General features: G+C 57.6%; 15 protein-coding genes. 6 read left to right on the top strand and 9 right to left on the bottom strand.

Features of this window, described 5'->3' with window-relative positions; genetic code table 11:
* The 3 genes from FS819_RS07080 to FS819_RS07070 form a co-directional block, all read right to left on the bottom strand.
* Positions 1-1,548, bottom strand: a complete 1,548-nt coding sequence (locus FS819_RS07080; protein ID WP_156547764.1) for an L-aspartate oxidase — start codon at positions 1,546-1,548, stop codon at positions 1-3.
* Complete coding sequence (nadA, locus tag FS819_RS07075) at positions 1,545-2,516, bottom strand: quinolinate synthase NadA (protein ID WP_070164686.1); 972 nt, start codon at positions 2,514-2,516, stop codon at positions 1,545-1,547. The genes FS819_RS07080 and nadA overlap by 4 nt, the downstream gene beginning before the upstream one ends.
* Positions 2,517-2,685: 169 nt before the next feature.
* A complete protein-coding gene (locus tag FS819_RS07070) occupies positions 2,686-3,582 on the bottom strand; it encodes an NUDIX hydrolase (RefSeq protein ID WP_156547765.1) in 897 nt (298 codons plus the stop codon).
* Positions 3,583-3,860: 278 nt separating this feature from the next.
* Here FS819_RS07070 and FS819_RS07065 point away from each other — a divergent pair, with 278 nt between their 5' ends.
* On the top strand, positions 3,861-4,397 hold the full coding sequence (locus tag FS819_RS07065) for a metal-independent carbonic anhydrase family protein (protein WP_156547766.1): 537 nt from the start codon (positions 3,861-3,863) through the stop codon (positions 4,395-4,397).
* 48 nt (positions 4,398-4,445) lie between these two features.
* Here the strand turns inward: FS819_RS07065 and thrS are convergent, their stop codons facing one another.
* The 4 genes from thrS to FS819_RS07045 form a co-directional block, all read right to left on the bottom strand.
* A complete protein-coding gene (gene thrS / locus FS819_RS07060) occupies positions 4,446-6,446 on the bottom strand; it encodes a threonine--tRNA ligase (RefSeq protein WP_156547767.1) in 2,001 nt (666 codons plus the stop codon).
* Between the two features lie 113 nt (positions 6,447-6,559).
* The gene (locus FS819_RS07055) at positions 6,560-6,994 is read right to left on the bottom strand and encodes a DUF2267 domain-containing protein (RefSeq protein ID WP_156547768.1); all 435 of its coding nucleotides are present in this window, start codon (positions 6,992-6,994) and stop codon (positions 6,560-6,562) included.
* Positions 6,991-7,377, bottom strand: a complete 387-nt coding sequence (gene yidD, locus FS819_RS07050; protein WP_070164682.1) for a membrane protein insertion efficiency factor YidD — start codon at positions 7,375-7,377, stop codon at positions 6,991-6,993. The genes FS819_RS07055 and yidD overlap by 4 nt, the downstream gene beginning before the upstream one ends.
* 13 nt (positions 7,378-7,390) lie before the next feature.
* On the bottom strand, positions 7,391-7,834 hold the full coding sequence (locus FS819_RS07045) for an iron-sulfur cluster assembly scaffold protein (protein ID WP_156547769.1): 444 nt from the start codon (positions 7,832-7,834) through the stop codon (positions 7,391-7,393).
* Between the two features lie 272 nt (positions 7,835-8,106).
* Between FS819_RS07045 and folE the strand changes: the two genes are divergently transcribed.
* The 3 genes from folE (at position 8,107) to FS819_RS07030 (ending at position 10,623) form a co-directional block, all read left to right on the top strand.
* Positions 8,107-8,712, top strand: a complete 606-nt coding sequence (folE, locus tag FS819_RS07040; RefSeq protein WP_156547770.1) for a GTP cyclohydrolase I FolE — start codon at positions 8,107-8,109, stop codon at positions 8,710-8,712.
* Positions 8,713-8,810: 98 nt separating this feature from the next.
* Positions 8,811-9,269, top strand: a complete 459-nt coding sequence (gene hisI, locus FS819_RS07035) for a phosphoribosyl-AMP cyclohydrolase (protein WP_156547771.1) — start codon at positions 8,811-8,813, stop codon at positions 9,267-9,269.
* Between the two features lie 403 nt (positions 9,270-9,672).
* On the top strand, positions 9,673-10,623 hold the full coding sequence (locus FS819_RS07030; protein ID WP_156547772.1) for a patatin-like phospholipase family protein: 951 nt from the start codon (positions 9,673-9,675) through the stop codon (positions 10,621-10,623).
* Between the two features lie 170 nt (positions 10,624-10,793).
* Here FS819_RS07030 and FS819_RS07025 read toward each other — a convergent pair whose 3' ends face one another.
* Positions 10,794-11,228, bottom strand: coding sequence for a CBS domain-containing protein (locus FS819_RS07025; protein ID WP_070164678.1), 435 nt, complete (start codon positions 11,226-11,228; stop codon positions 10,794-10,796).
* 138 nt (positions 11,229-11,366) lie between these two features.
* Positions 11,367-12,158: a rhomboid family intramembrane serine protease gene (locus FS819_RS07020; protein WP_197434057.1), complete on the bottom strand. Its 792-nt coding sequence runs from the start codon at positions 12,156-12,158 to the stop codon at positions 11,367-11,369.
* A 288-nt stretch (positions 12,159-12,446) separates the two neighbouring features.
* Between FS819_RS07020 and FS819_RS07015 the strand changes: the two genes are divergently transcribed.
* Both FS819_RS07015 and FS819_RS07010 read left to right on the top strand, forming a co-directional pair.
* Positions 12,447-14,372, top strand: a complete 1,926-nt coding sequence (locus FS819_RS07015; RefSeq protein WP_156547773.1) for an acid phosphatase — start codon at positions 12,447-12,449, stop codon at positions 14,370-14,372.
* 220 nt (positions 14,373-14,592) lie between these two features.
* The gene (locus FS819_RS07010; protein ID WP_156547774.1) at positions 14,593-15,204 is read left to right on the top strand and encodes a PilZ domain-containing protein; all 612 of its coding nucleotides are present in this window, start codon (positions 14,593-14,595) and stop codon (positions 15,202-15,204) included.
* Positions 15,205-15,406 lie beyond the last annotated feature (202 nt).

Here is a 15,406-nt window from a genome sequence, read left to right as displayed (position 1 = left end):
TCAGGCGCTCCGGGCATAGGGCTGCAAGGCAGGGGAAACGGTGTCGTTTGCAAGGGAAAGGGCGTCATCTAGCGTCATCCGCTGGCGCAAAGGGTCTGGACAGGATTGGGGGAAATCGGTCCTGGCATGAGCGCCCGCGCAATGGCACCGCGCATGGGCAAACACGGCGACCAGCAGCGCCACCACAGCCGGATCGCTGGCTGGACCGCCTGCTTCAACGAGTGGCAGAAGATCCGCTATTGCCGCCTGCAAGCCGCGCTCATCGCGCAAGACGCCAAGCCGGGCCGAGACGATTGCCCGGACCGGTGTGATATCATCGGCAGGCGGCAAGGTTTGCGGACCGGAAGGTGCAGCATGACGGTGTGCCACGCCCGCGACATCCTCTGCGACCCGCATACCCATCACCGCCGTTTCCAGCAGCGAATTGCTGGCCAGACGGTTCGCGCCATGCAGACCGGTGCAGGCCGCCTCGCCTGCCGCCCAGAGACCGGCAACAGAGGTTCTACCAAAACAATCGGTCTCCACACCGCCCATATGATAATGCGCGGCGGGGCGCACCGGTATTGGTTGCGATGACGGATCGATGCCAGCCGCCCGGCAAAGCGCGTCGATGGCCGGAAACCGGTGGGGAAAATCGGTGCCAAGTGCCTTTCGGGCATCGAGGGCAACCGTGCCCCCCCTGGCCCGCTCTGCGCTGATCGCCCGCGCCACCACGTCACGAGGTGCAAGTTCGGCCCCAGGGGTAGAGGCCATGAACCGTTCGCCGCGCTCATTGACCAGCACAGCGCCTTCGCCGCGCACGGCTTCGCTGACCAGCGGCTGCGGATAAAGGGGAACATCCAGCGCTGTCGGGTGAAATTGCACGAATTCCATATCCGACAGAACCGCACCGGCACGGGCGGCGAGCATGATGCCCTGCCCGTAATTGCCGGAGGGATTGGTCGTGGCATCGTAGAGACCGCCAAGGCCGCCAGTGGCCAGCACCACCCGAGAAGCGGCAATCTGCACCGGTCCAGTGGCCGAGGCGCAGAGCAATCCGTTGATCCCGCCTGCATCGACAAGCAGGCGGCGCACCTGAAGTCCGCTCATCACCGAAATCGATGGCGTGGCCAACACCGCAGCCACAAGACTCTTCATGATTTCCGCGCCGGACCCGTCTCCCCCGGCATGGACGATGCGACGACGGCCATGGGCGGCTTCCAAACCAAGCGCCAACTCCCCATCGGCATTCCGGTCAAAGCGGACGCCGAACCGTTCCAGCATAGCAATCGCCGCAGGGGCAGCCGATGTGATCATCTCAACGATATCAGGATCGCAAAGCCCATCGCCTGCCGCAAGCGTATCCGCCGCATGCAGCGCCGCGCTGTCATCACCCCCCATGCTGGCGGCAATGCCGCCTTGCGCCCAGGCGCTGGAGGTTTCCGCACCCAGAGCGGCGCGGGTGACGATGGTGACAGGATGCGGCGCAAGGCAGAGCGCTGTTACCAGCCCGGCCAATCCGCTGCCGATCACGACGATCCGATCTTCTGTAGTATCCAGCGTGCTCATACCGCCAGCATCCTTTCCACCGCCCGGCGCGCCGCATCGGCAATGGCGGGGTCGACGGTCACTTCCTGTCGATTTTCCTCCAGTGCCTGACGGATATTGGCAAGCGTGATCCGCTTCATATGCGGGCAGAGATTGCAGGGCCGCACGAAATCCACATCGGGATGATGGACGGCGACATTGTCGCTCATCGAGCATTCCGTCAGCAGCACCACACGGGCCGGTTTGTGATTGGCGACATAGTCCGACATCACCGCCGTCGATCCGGCGAAATCCGCCGCCGCAACCACATCCGGCGGACATTCGGGATGGGCGAGCACGACGACACCGGGATTGGCCTCGCGCAACTCGGCAATATCGCCTGCGGTGAACAGTTCGTGGACTTCGCAATGGCCATGCCAGGCGATGATTTCGACATTGGTTTCGCGCGCCACGTTACGAGCCAGATATTCGTCCGGGATCATCAGCACTTTCGGCACGCCGAGGCTTTCGACCACCGCCTTGGCATTGCCGGAGGTGCAGCAGATATCGGAGGCCGCCTTCACCGCCGCAGATGTATTGACATAGGTGATCACAGGCACGCCGGGATGGGCGGCACGCAACAGGGCAATATCCTCAGGCGTGATCGAATCAGCCAGCGAACAGCCCGCTGCCATATCCGGAATCAACACGGTTTTTGTCGGGTTGAGAAGCTTGGCGGTCTCGGCCATGAAATGCACGCCCGCCAGCACGATAACATCCGCATCAACCTCCATGGCCTTGCGAGCCAGGGCCAGACTATCGCCAACAATGTCGGCAACGCCATGGAAAATCTCCGGCGTCTGATAGTTGTGAGCAAGGATAACGGCATTGCGGCGCTTCTTCAGCTCCAGGATCGCTGCGATGTCATCTTCGAAAGACATCCACTCGGCTCTCGGGATAACCCGGGAGACCCGGTCATAGAGCGTTGACAGTGAAGGGGCGGTATTCATCGGCTTTCCCTTTTCTACTCATTTTGAGTATATCCTCAATCCAAGAGTTATTCTCGATAGGAGTTTATGTCAATCGCGCGACAATTGTTTTTATGAAAACGACAAAACTACCCCTGATGCACATCCACACGGAAGATTGAATCTCATTAAATCTTTTAATATCAGTGGTTTATGACCTAGATAGCGGCAGTTTCGAGCCGGACAAGGCGCGGGCTTCCAACACAGCGTGACGATAGCGGAAAAGTTTTGCCGGGCGTCCACCCGTCTCGCTTGCCATGTCGCCGGTCTCCTCGATCAGCTCTTGCTGATCGATCTGACGGCGGAAATTCGGCTTGTGAAGCGTGAGGCCAGCCAACGCCTCGACACAGCGTTGCAGTTGGGAAAGCGTAAAGCTTTCCGGCATCAACTCGAACACGACAGGGCGATATTTGATCTTGGCGCGCAGGCGCGCAATGCCGGTCGCCAGAATGCGGCGATGATCGCCAACCATCACACGGCCCGAGACTTCCACAGCACCGGCCTCCTGCACCAGACCGGCCTCATACATCAGCTCATAGCGCTGCAAGACCAGATCCTCGTTCCAATCCATGCCGTTCAGCCCGAACGAAAAATCGAGCCTGCGCTGGCGATGCTCACGCCGACTGGTATCGGCCACCGCCCACGCCTGAAGAGCATCGACAATGCGGGCCAAACTCTCCGGTGGGCCGCTGCGGCGGTCTTCCCAGGGGAAATATTCGTACCACCCATGCCAGCCGGGCCGTCCGGCACCAGGTGCTGCCTGCTCGCGGACCAGCCCCAGATAGCTGATCGAAATCGTCCGCCCACCGCCTATATCCGTGTCACGATCACGGTCAGCAAAGGTGTAGAGCTGTTCCAGATAGCCGACCGGATGCCCGGTCTGATCCTCGATCCATTCCCGCAAGCCACCTTGCAGGCTGCGATGGCCAAGCTCGAACGGACCGGACGGCAGGGCATCGCCACCGCGCACCGTCATGACCCGAGGTTCGTCCCCGGTCACAGCCGTCAAGACGGCAAGCAGTTCGGCATGGGCGATGGCATTGAGCAAGGTGATGGTCCTGCGTGGAATTAATGACGGTGACGCTGTCGTAAGAAAGGCTTATAGAAAATTCTCTTTCTTTTCAATTGATTGACGTTTGAATATCAAATTCTTGACCCAGCAGTTGGTTTTGTCTCGGAAAATCGGCAAGCAACAAACTCATGATCAGACTATCTAAAAGCGTTTTTTTGAGAGTCAAAGCTCGGCATTTTTCCCATCTATTATCCGAGAACAAAATACCAGATCCTTATTGATGTAATTCCACAGTACAAATATTGGATTATTATATGATAGAGAAATTTATATTTTTAACTTTTGTAGTGGCATCGGTTTTAATCGCATCAGGTCCAAGTCGGGCTGAAAACTGCCCAGCCGCTATCAGTGAAACCGATGTCCTACAGGCAGAGGAGAGATGGGGCAAAGGATTGGTCGAAATTGGCGCCGCTGAAGACGCAAGAACGACGGCACAACAATTCATAGCCGACACCTATGGCTATCAGGAAGGAACCGTCCTGTTCAAGCCGACCAAGGCTTCCGTGGTTGAGTTTCGCGATACGCCGGAAGACGCGCTATCTTATTTCGTCACCGGAAGGCTGGCGGAAGACCACGGATTTGCGCTGACGCCCTATACGAATGTGCGGTTTGAAAACCACGCCATCATCTACGACTGCAAAACAGCAATCTCCATGGGCAATTACTACTTTACCGCCAAGGACGGCTCAGTGACCAAAGCCGATTACACAATGGGCTTTATCAAAACTGCAGATGGCCATCTGAAAATCAATATCCAGCATTCATCTTTGCCATATACGCCCAGTCATTGACGGGATTACCAAGGGGCGGAAACACCCGCCCCTTGCTTTGGAAAACCCTTAAGCCAGCTTCCTGGCTGCCCGCTTGCGCTTTACATCCGGCGGCGTCGCCTCATCGACCAGGCTGGCGATGGCATCATCCAGCGTCATCGACACCTGATCCTGGCTGCCGAGCCGGCGGATATTGACCGTGCGCTCTTCCGCCTCGCGCTTACCGCAGACGATGATGACCGGCACTTTGCCGACCGAGTGCTCACGAACCTTGTAGTTAATCTTCTCGTTGCGGAAATCGGTTTCCACTTCGAGACCGGCATCGCGCAGCTGTTCAGCCACGTCGCGGCCATAGTCGTCAGCCTCGGAGGTAATGGTCGCCACTACCACCTGCAAGGGCGCAAACCACAGCGGCATGTGACCGGCAAAATTCTCGATCAGAATGCCAAGAAACCGCTCCATCGAGCCGCAAATGGCGCGATGGATCATCACCGGCTGGGTCTTTTCCGAATGCTGGTCGATATAGAAGGCACCGAAGCGTTCCGGCAGATTGAAGTCCACCTGCGTCGTTCCGCATTGCCATTCGCGGCCAATCGCGTCCTTCAGCGTATATTCGAATTTCGGACCATAGAACGCGCCCTCGCCCGGCAAAATGCCGGTCTTGATGCGCCCACCGGACTGCTCTTCGATGGCCTTCAACACTTCGGTCATCACGCTTTCGGCGCGATCCCAAAGCTCGTCGGAGCCAACGCGCTTTTCCGGGCGGGTCGAGAGCTTGACCACCACTTCCTTGAAGCCGAAATCCTCATAGACCGACAGGATCAGATCGTTGATCCGCAGGCATTCCGCCGCCATCTGCTCTTCCGTGCAGAACACATGCGCGTCATCCTGCGTGAAGCCACGCACACGCATCAACCCATGCAATGCGCCCGATGCTTCATAGCGATGCACGAGACCGAATTCCGCAAGACGGACCGGGAGTTCACGGTAGGACTTCAATCCATGCTTGAAAATCTGCACATGACCGGGGCAGTTCATGGGCTTCAACGCAAACACGCGCTGGTCGGCCTCCGGGTCGTTCGGATTGGTAAAGGCATGGGCGGATTTCACCGCAAACATGTTTTCCTGATACCAGCCCCAGTGACCGGAGGTTTCCCAGAGCGATTTATCCAGCACTTGCGGCGCGTTGACTTCCTGATAGGTATTGGCCAACCGGCGGCGCATATAGGCGGTCAGCGACTGGAACATTTTCCAGCCCTTGCCATGCCAGAACACCACGCCCGGGCCTTCTTCCTGGAAATGGAACAGATCCATTTCGCGGCCTAGCTTGCGGTGATCGCGCTTTTCGGCTTCGGCCAGGATATGCAGATAATTGTCGAGCTGTTCCTGCTCGGCAAAGGCCGTCCCGTAGATGCGCGTCAGCATCGGATTGTTGCTGTCACCGCGCCAATAGGCACCGGCCACCTTCATCAGCTTGAAGGCCGTGCCGATCTGGCCGGTGGAGGCCATATGCGGACCACGGCAAGGATCGAACCAGTCGCCCTGATAATAGATCTTGATGTCCTGATCTTCAGGAATGGCATCGATCAGCTCGACTTTGTAGGACTCACCCTTGGCAGCAAACACTTCGCGCGCCTTTTCACGCGACCAGACTTCCTTGCGGAAGGGCTGATTGCGCTGGATGACTTCTTTCATCTTCTTTTCGATCTTCGGCAGATCATCCAGCGTGAAAGGCTCTTTTCGGGCAAAATCGTAATAGAAACCGTTTTCGATCACCGGCCCGATCGTCACCTGCGTATCGGGCCACAATTCCTGCACCGCTTCGGCGAGAACATGGGCCGTATCGTGACGGATCAACTCCAGCGCCCGTGAATCGGTGCGGGTGACGATTTCGATCTTACCGTCAATGACCGGGTCGGCGAGGTCGCGCACAACGCCATCGAGCGCAATGGCCACGGCCTTCTTGGCCAGCGACTTGGAAATCGACTCGGCAACATCACGACCGGTCGCGCCAGCCGCAAAGCTGCGCACGGAACCATCGGGAAATGTAAGGGAAACGGTGTCAGACATGTTTTAAAGGCTCCTATCCAGTCCCGCCAACCAATGCGGGTGGTAAAAAGTACCGGCACAAAACGGCCGGGATTGAAGCGGCTGAATACTGAAATTCGTCTTTTCAGTAAAGCTTATTCCGCATGGATATCGAAGCGCCAAAACCTGAGCGCCTCAGGGGAAACGCTTTGCAGAAAAGCCTTAAGGCCAGCTTCATCCACGTGACGGCGCAAAACCGTGACTACGTCCTTGATCGCATCAGGCGTCGAGAGATTGTGATTGTGGCGAAGCGCCATGACTTCCGCCATCATCTCCTGGGGCGAGTTGAAGGGCAAAACGGGTTGATGACAATCCCAATGGCTGACGAACAGCGCCCTTGCACCAACAGACAGTAGATCCGCAAAGGCCAGCCCTTGCGCCACAGTCAGACGACGGCGAAAGACAAGGAGTACGGCCTCCAATGTCGTATAGGCCCGGTGCGTCGTGCCCAGCATGGCTTGATCCCGCACCTCAACCAGAATGGCCTCGAAATCACGAGATGCCTGACGATATTCTTCCGGTACTGTCATGAAACCTGCCGTAACCGCCGTTTGCGTCCAACCCGCCAAAGCGACCAGATCTGCCAGGGACGAAAGCGGCCACCAAGGGTGTGCGGAACATCGTCCACGCCCCAGGTGCCACCCGGGCCACAGCGCCCGACCCGAAACAGGGTGAGCCAGCCGCCACTCCATAATCCATGGCGGGCGATGGCCTCATAGCCATATTCCGAACAAGTCGGGGAATGGCGGCAATGACTGCCAACCACGCTGGAGAGCGTCAGCTGGTAAAGCCGGATCAGCCCCATGCCCAACAGCCTGTCCGGTGTCTTGCGAAAGGGTCCCTGATAATTCCGGCCCCTGTAGCGCGGCATTTTGTCCTCATCGTCGTCGAGGTTTTCGCAGTGCTGGCACATCGGCGAGATAATCCTAGCCAGCCAATGCCGATTGGCGGGCCTCGACCTGGTCGAGACAGTCGCAAAGCGCCTCCAGAATCAGCATAGTCGAGGCGTGACGGGCCTTGTAATCCTTGACGGGCATCAGGTAGCGCATGTCCTCAAACCGGCCTTGCGGCCCCTCGCCGCCTTCCTTCAACATATCAAGCATATCGGCCCGGGCCTTGCGAATCTCCGTAAAGCTGGCGCCCACCACATGGCGCGCCATGATCGATGCGGAGGCTTGTCCAAGTGCGCATGCGCGCAATTCCTGCGAAAAATCAGTGACTTTATCGCGGTCGACGGTTACAAACGCTTTCAGACGTGAACCACACAAGCGGGAGTGCTTTTCAGCCACGGCATCGGCATTGCTCAATGCGCCGACGCGGATGATATTGCCGGCAAATTCAAGAATCTTGCTATTGTAAATATCATCCATCGCCAAACTTTGCTCCAAAAGCCTGTCCATACGCAAAACCCGACCTGTTGGATTATCCATTTTTGCGCAACACTGTGTCGCGTTTTGGCGTATGTCGTGACTGTGCGAGTTCTCTATATATCACATCGTATGTCGGTGTAGAAACATCAAGGCGAAAAGTTTGAAACACGCCCACGAGGATTGGACTTGCCATTATGGCTCGAATTACGCAATTAAAGCCTGGATCGTCGAAAAGGGCTTCTGCCAGTATGAGTGACCGGGAGAGTAATGGCATGGATGCCACAGTGAAAAAAATGTCGCCTGAAATGTCCCGCCCCAGCCGCGAGGAAGCCGAAAACGCTGTGCGCACATTGCTGCGCTGGGCTGGCGACGATCCAAGCCGGGAAGGCTTGCTCGACACACCAAAGCGTGTGGCCAAAGCCTATGGCGAACTGTTTGGTGGCTATAATGTCAATGTCGAGGACGTCCTCGGCACGACATTCGAAGAGGTTGGCGGCTATAACGACATCGTTCTGGTGCGTGATATCCCGTTTTTCTCTCATTGCGAGCATCACATGCTGCCAGTGATCGGCAAGGCACACGTTGCCTATCTGCCGAATGGCCGGGTGCTGGGTCTGTCGAAAATCGCCCGCGTCGTCGATCTTTTCGCCCGCCGCCTGCAAACCCAGGAAACCATGACGGCGCAGATTGCCGATTCGCTCGTTCAGTATCTTCAGCCACGCGGCGTTGCCGTCATGGTCGATGCAGAGCATATGTGCATGGCAATGCGCGGCATTCAGAAATCTGGATCCACGACACTGACCACCACCTTTACCGGTGAGTTCAAGACCGATGTCGCTCAGCAGGTACGGTTCATGACCATGGTGCAAAACCGCTGATCGCCTCAGCGCTTGCGGCCTTGTAGTTTTGATGGAATATAATAACGTACCGCATTGCTGCGGTGCGTTATTTTTTGCCTTTATATTGGATCGACGGAATGATCAGCTTTGCAGCCCCTTCGACGGACAAGACCCTTCTGGAAGGCGCTGGCGTATTGACGCCGAAATTCGACGCGCATGGCCTGCTGACCGCCGTTGTGACCGATAACCGCGATGGCGAACTGCTGATGGTTGCCCATATGAATGCCGAGGCCCTGGCACTGACCATCAAAACCGGCCTTGCCCATTATTACAGCCGCTCGCGCAAGAGCCTTTGGAAAAAGGGAGAAAGCTCCGGCAATATGCAGAGCGTCAAGGAAATTCGCGTCGATTGTGATCAGGATGCCATATGGCTAAAGGTCGAGGTGGCCGGTCATGATGCCACCTGTCATACCGGCCGCAGATCCTGTTTTTACCGCTCCGTTCAGCTTGCCGATGGCGAGGCGAAAATGGTGATTACCGACGATCACAGACATTTCGATCCTGCGCAGGTTTACGCCGGCAAGGACCAAAAATAGACATTTGCTATTTTAAACATCAAAAAGTCTTTACAGAAACGCTTTGGTAAACAAGGCGGCGCAGACTACCCCGGAAATACCGCATTTGAAGGCAGAGTAAATCTGCTGCATGCTCTCAAAACAGAGTTGGTGGACATGAAAATGCGGGTGGGCGTTACGACGTCGCCACAGCATAATGCGCCATATCAAACGCACTATGTTGTAGCACTTTGAATTTGCCGCATAATTCTCTCCTTGGATCGGGCTCGATTTGAGGAATTACGCGGCAGACGTGCAAAGTATTGCTGTATATGGCAGCGCCGTGCATCGGACGTGATGCACCACTGCATAGTTTCTGGCCTTAGCCAACGGCGGCTTCAGGCAATGCAGTTGGGGACTGTTCGGTCGAAAGGGTGTTCTGGAAATGCTGAACTGGAATTTAAGAGGTCAAGGGGCCGGTCGAGCCGCAAAGCCAGGAAACCCATCGGGGGGAAGCACTGTCGCCGAATTGCCGCCGCCGGTCGTCAAGCCTAAAATTGCGCTTGCCCTTGGTGGTGGCGCTGCCCGTGGCTGGTCGCATATCGGAGTCTTGCGTGCCCTGGATGAGGCTGGCATCGAAGTCGGCATGGTGGCTGGCACGTCTATCGGCGCGCTGGTTGGCGGCTGCTATCTGGCGGGAAAGCTGGACGAACTTGAGCAATTTGCGAGATCCCTGACCGTGCGGCGCATCGCCGCCCTTCTCGACCTGACCATTGGCGGCGGCGGCCTGTTGGGCGGCATGCGCCTGACGAAACGCATGCAGGAACATCTGGAAGGCCTGACCATCGAAGATCTGCCGCAGCCCTTTGTCGCGGTTGCCTCCGAACTGACGAGCGGCCACGAAGTCTGGATCGATGGCGGCAATCTGGTCACTGCGCTTCGCGCGTCCTACGCATTGCCTGGTATTTTCGAGCCGGTGCGTTGCAACAACCGGACGCTGGTCGACGGCGCGCTGGTCAATCCCGTGCCGGTATCGGTCTGCCGCTCCTATGAGCAGCCGCTGGTGGTGGCGGTTAACCTCCACTACGATCTTTATGGTCGCTCCGCCGTGGTCAAGCACAAGGTCGGCCCGATCGGCCCGGATACCGGCGCGGTAAAACAGCCGAATCGGCTGGGGCTGACCGGCGTGATGGTGCAATCCTTCAACATTATCCAGGACCGGATTTCCCGCGCCCGGTTGGCAGGCGATCCGCCCGATCTGGCGCTTCATCCGCGTGTCAACGATATTGGCCTGTCGGAATTCCACCGCGCTGGTGAATGCATTGCACGCGGCTATGAAGAAACCATCGCCCGTATCGCTGAAATCCGCCGGATGCAGGAAGCTGTGATGCGATAAAGCATCGGACCGAAGTATGGAAACCGGTTTTCGGTCCAAAGCTGTGGTGGCATTCTCTCCCCTCACATAAAAAAGCCTGCCCGGACAAACCAGGCAGACCCAATATTCACGCAGAGAACTGGCGATTTATCGCGGAATGTCCGCGCCCAAAACCAGGCACGACACCGGCCTTATCCGGCGATATAGGCCTTGATATGCTCGGCCTCCAGTTCCACCTCACGGATGCGTTGCTTGACCACGTCACCGATCGAGACGATGCCAATCAGCTTGCCGCCGTCTTCCACCGGTACGTGACGGAAGCGTTTGCTGCTCATCATTTCCATCAATTGGTTGACGGTGGTCTCTTCGCTACAGCGAAACACGTTGGCGGTCATGGCTTTGGATACCGGCAAGGACAGAGCCTCAACCCCACCTTTGCCGATGGCTGACGCCAGATCGCGCTCGGTGAAAATCCCGACGATCCGGCTTTCCATGCCGACAACCACCACCGCACCGATCTTGTTGTGATGCAGGACCTTGGCGGCCTCGGCCAAACTGACCGTCGGACCGACCGTAATGACATCACGACCTTTTTCGCTGAGAATATTCCTTACTGTCACAGACATATGCGCCTCCTCCTGGCAAATCTCCGGGCATGCAGGATTGGGTGCCTCTCCTCCTCCTGGATCGACACCCCCTGATCAGGAATGCTGCCTGTATTTGCTAGAGAACGCAACCAATTGGATGCATCGACACAGCTTTTTTTAATCGTCTGCCATTTTTTGCCCGATTGGGCGGCGGTCAAACAGCGCAAACCCCAGAAAACCTAGGGCGAAACCACCCAGATGCGCATCCCACGCGATGGCCGCGCCCGGATCACCAACCAGCGGAATCCCGAATGCGATGATCACGTTGCCGGCCAGGAACATGATAATGAAGACAAGGACGGTGCGCTCAGACAGGCTGGCCAACACGCTCAACCGGGGTGGAAAGGCATCCTGTTCGCGCAGCCGCAGTCCGGAGCGTCCGGGGCCGAAGGCAAACCGGCAGGCAGCTCCCATCAGGCCGGAAATGACGCCGGAAGCGCCAATCAACAGGCTTGCATCGCCCCAGTTCAGGCAGACATGCGCAACAGCGCCAGCGGCTGACGTCGCCAGCCAGAACAGCCAGAAACGCACTGCGCCTATGCGGCGCCAGACCGGCGTGCCGAAGGCAGCGAGCCATAGGCCGTTGAAGCCGAGATGCTCGATACTGCCATGCAGCAACGAATAGGTGAACGGTGTCCACAGCCATGCCAGATCCTGGTTGGAAAAATCATAGACATAGCGCACCGGCGAGAAGCCGAATTCCACCATGATCCAATTGGAGATTTCATCAGACAGAATCCAGCCGGTCAGGGCATAGATTATCACCAGCAGCAGCAGCGCCAGAAGAATACCGCCCGGCATATTGAACACCGGTTCGCGTCCACCAGTCTCCGGGCCGAGGCCCTCGTCCAGCGGATCGTCCCCATCTTCAGGCTCGCGGTCCCATTGCCCCTTCGGCCTGTCGTCCATGCATCTCTATTCCTTGTGATCCGTGAGCATCAGCATATAGCGAGAGATCGGCAAAAGGAAATGCAGGAGATCGCCGCTGTCAGAAAACTGTTGCACACAGACCTTAAGCAATCGCCAGCAAGACGGTTTCATTCCACTACGCCCAAGATTGACATGGGAATTTCACAGCTATTAATCTACCAACCTGACGAATAACATCCGCCGCTGCGAAAGCCCGGAAAACGCAGCAGATCAGCGGCAAGCTCTCGTTATCGCAGGGTTTCCAGAGCCCCAAGAGAAAGGCCATCCATGAAAAAACTCTCTTCAATCGCCGCATTCGCGGCTGTCCTTTCCCTTGCAACAGCGCTGACGCCAGCCTTCGCCGATGGCCTCACCCTGCCCCCTGTTCCAGCCGGTGTCGGCCATGCCGATAGCGCGCCTCCACCGGCAGGCGTCATGGCCTATGTGGATACCGGCGCAACCAACCAGCGCGGCGACGCCTGCCATGCGACACCACAAACCAATGCCGGTGTGCGGGTTCTCTCCGGTTTCCTGGATCTTTGGACGCCTCGCACGCCCTTCGTCGATGCCGATCAGGAGGCCGCGGCCAAGGATGGTTGCCCGGCGATTGCCAAATCGGACTGGAGCGGCATTCCCGGCAGCCCGACCGATGGGGTCAAGAAGCTCCCGCAATTGCATGAACAGAATATTGCATATTCCATCAAGGTCACTGGCGAACATACGCCGGAACGCGATCTGGCCGCCTATCTGGACGACCGGCGCGGCAAGAATGTCAGCATTACCGATGGCCTTGGCCCCCTCGCCGACGCCTGGCGTCAGGGCGTGCGGCAGACAACGACGATCACCGGCATGCCCGCTGACGCGACCAGCGTCAAATATGATGACAAGGGCAATAATCGCGGTGTCGGCTCCAAGGACAATACCGATCTCGGCAAGGCTGTCGACCTGATCGAGGCGGGAAGCGCCGATGGCTCGACCGAGCCTGCCAAGCGCTATTACAAATATGCCCGTCCCTACCGCGCCAGCGACAAGGTGCGGATCGTACCGCAACTGGAATTGGCCAAGAGCGACAAACCGGCCTCCGACGGCGGCTTCCCCTCCGGCCATACCGCCGAAGGCTGGCGCGATGCACTGGTGATGGCCTATCTGGTGCCGCAGCGTTACCAGGAAATGCTGATCCGCGCCGCCATGCTCGGCGAAAACCGCATTCGCGCTGGCATGCACCAGACCTTCGACGTGCTGGGTGGGCGGGTGTTGGCCACCGCCATCGTCGCCTATAATCTCAACCGCCCGGATTATACGCCGCTGCGCAGCGAAGCCTATCAGCAGAGCCAGACCTGGCTGATGAAGCAAACCGGTGCGAAAGACGGCCAGGCGCTGCTGGCAGCGGCCCATGCCCTGCCGAAATCGACGGATGCCTATGCCGATTACGCGTGGAACAAGCAATTTTTCGAACCACGCCTGACCTATGGCTACAAGCAGATCGGCGATCCATCCTTGGCGCCCAGCGTGCCCAAGGGTGCCGAAGTGCTGCTGGAAACCCGCCTACCCTATCTAAGCGCCGACCAGCGCCGGGTCGTTTTGAAAACCACGGAACTGGCGTCCGGCTATCCAATCATCAGTGATCCCGAAGGCTGGGGCCGCCTCGACCTGTTCCGTGCTGCCGATGGGTACGGCGCCTTCGACGGCGATGTTACCCTTGTGATGGACGCCACCAAAGGCGGCTTTAACGCCGACGACACCTGGAAAAACCCGATTTCCGGCAAAGGCAAGCTGACCAAGCAGGGCAGCGGCACGCTGACACTGTCTGCCAAGAACAGTTGGACCGGCGGCACGGTGATCGAGGACGGTCGCCTAGTTGCGCAATCATCAACCGCCTTGGGCAAGGGCGACGTTTATCTTGCTGGCGGCACGGTGGACATTGCCTCCGCGCCTCTGACCGTGACCGGCACACTGACGCTGCGCAACGATGCGACATTGGACATCACATCCAGCAAATCCACGAAAGCCCCAAGCCTTGTCGTCAGCAAGACACTGTTTATTGACGGTGGAAAACTGGTGGTCAAACCTGAGGGTCAATGGAAAGCCGGACAGACCATCAAGCTGATCACCGCCGCCAGGATTGCTGGAAAGTTTGGCGCTATCGAGGTTGAAGGCCATAAGGTCAAGCCGGTTTACGGCAAGAAAACCATCTCCCTGCGCATCGAAGAATAATACCCAAAAGCCGATAGCCTGTCTGGTTCAACCTGACCCTGGCAGGTTATCGCTTTCTTTGTTTTCATTTGTTTTTCGGGAAGACCGGGTCCATTTTTCTCTGGTCTATCTTTGGCTTGAGTCCCTGAAGATCTGTGGACAGATCGGTGAAGAGCAAAACACTCTGTTAACGCATAGCGCCTAATATTTCTGGCGACTCAAAGCGTTGAAGAATCGTGGCATGCATTCCTATCATCAGGCTCCCAATAGCGGCTCAGCACGGCCCCCGGTTCAGCGGGCGTTTCAGCGCGTCTCCGTGAGTCTTGAAGGCCGGCTGATGGTGCCGAGCGAGGATGAATATGTCTGCCTGACGGTGGATATGTCGCCGGGCGATGTCCGGGTGATCTGCGCGGCCCGCCCCATGCCGGGCGAAAGGATCATTGCCTATATCGACCATATCGGCCGCATCGAAGGCACCGTGATCAAGACCACAGATGATGGCTTTGTCATCAGCATCGTGGCAACGGAGCGCAAACGTGAAAAGCTTGCGGCTCAATTGACATGGATTGCCAACAAGCACGAACTGGGCCTGCCGGAAGACCGCCGCCATGACCGATTGACACCAAAGCAGCCGCGCACCGAACTCGTCTTTGATGACGGTCGCAAATACAACTGCCGGATCATGGACCTGTCCCTTTCAGGTGCGGCGATCGATATCGATATTCGCCCACCGCTTGGCACTGCGGTACGCCTGGGCAGCATGCGTGGCCGCGTCGTGCGCCACTTCCTTGAAGGCGTTGCCATCGAGTTCACCACCCTGCAATCCCGCGAGGCCCTGACAGAGTTTCTGTAGGACCCGTCCGGTTTATATTGAGCCAGACTGCCGCTTTATATCGGCTGTCTTTCGCGAAATCGGGATTCGCTTCGCCCTGGCAGTTTCGAGCATGCGCAGAGGATTCCGTCCTCGGCCCTCTGTTACCTTCCAAATCTCCCGTGTCATCTCGCTCATCCAGCCAAGGCGAAAACCTCTGTGTATTTTTCGGCCTGATGCTAGA

This window comes from Allorhizobium sp. Av2 (assembly GCF_021462805.2).
GTDB classification, from domain to species: Bacteria; Pseudomonadota; Alphaproteobacteria; order Rhizobiales; family Rhizobiaceae; genus Allorhizobium; species Allorhizobium vitis_G.
This window is presented reverse-complemented; position numbering and strand designations above follow the sequence as displayed.

Bases quoted from the DNA above. Each gene is read 5' to 3' on its own strand.
- nadA (WP_070164686.1), bottom strand. From the start codon at position 2,516: ATGAATACCGCCCCTTCACTGTCAACGCTCTATGACCGGGTCTCCCGG.
- FS819_RS07025 (WP_070164678.1), bottom strand. From the start codon at position 11,228: ATGTCTGTGACAGTAAGGAATATTCTCAGCGAAAAAGGTCGTGATGTC.
- FS819_RS07065 (WP_156547766.1), top strand. From the start codon at position 3,861: ATGATAGAGAAATTTATATTTTTAACTTTTGTAGTGGCATCGGTTTTA.
- FS819_RS07055 (WP_156547768.1), bottom strand. From the start codon at position 6,994: ATGACAGTACCGGAAGAATATCGTCAGGCATCTCGTGATTTCGAGGCC.
- FS819_RS07020 (WP_197434057.1), bottom strand. From the start codon at position 12,158: ATGGACGACAGGCCGAAGGGGCAATGGGACCGCGAGCCTGAAGATGGG.
- folE (WP_156547770.1), top strand. From the start codon at position 8,107: ATGGATGCCACAGTGAAAAAAATGTCGCCTGAAATGTCCCGCCCCAGC.
- hisI (WP_156547771.1), top strand. From the start codon at position 8,811: ATGATCAGCTTTGCAGCCCCTTCGACGGACAAGACCCTTCTGGAAGGC.
- FS819_RS07030 (WP_156547772.1), top strand. From the start codon at position 9,673: ATGCTGAACTGGAATTTAAGAGGTCAAGGGGCCGGTCGAGCCGCAAAG.
- FS819_RS07010 (WP_156547774.1), top strand. From the start codon at position 14,593: ATGCATTCCTATCATCAGGCTCCCAATAGCGGCTCAGCACGGCCCCCG.
- thrS (WP_156547767.1), bottom strand. From the start codon at position 6,446: ATGTCTGACACCGTTTCCCTTACATTTCCCGATGGTTCCGTGCGCAGC.
- yidD (WP_070164682.1), bottom strand. From the start codon at position 7,377: ATGTGCCAGCACTGCGAAAACCTCGACGACGATGAGGACAAAATGCCG.
- FS819_RS07080 (WP_156547764.1), bottom strand. From the start codon at position 1,548: ATGAGCACGCTGGATACTACAGAAGATCGGATCGTCGTGATCGGCAGC.
- FS819_RS07045 (WP_156547769.1), bottom strand. From the start codon at position 7,834: ATGGATGATATTTACAATAGCAAGATTCTTGAATTTGCCGGCAATATC.
- FS819_RS07015 (WP_156547773.1), top strand. From the start codon at position 12,447: ATGAAAAAACTCTCTTCAATCGCCGCATTCGCGGCTGTCCTTTCCCTT.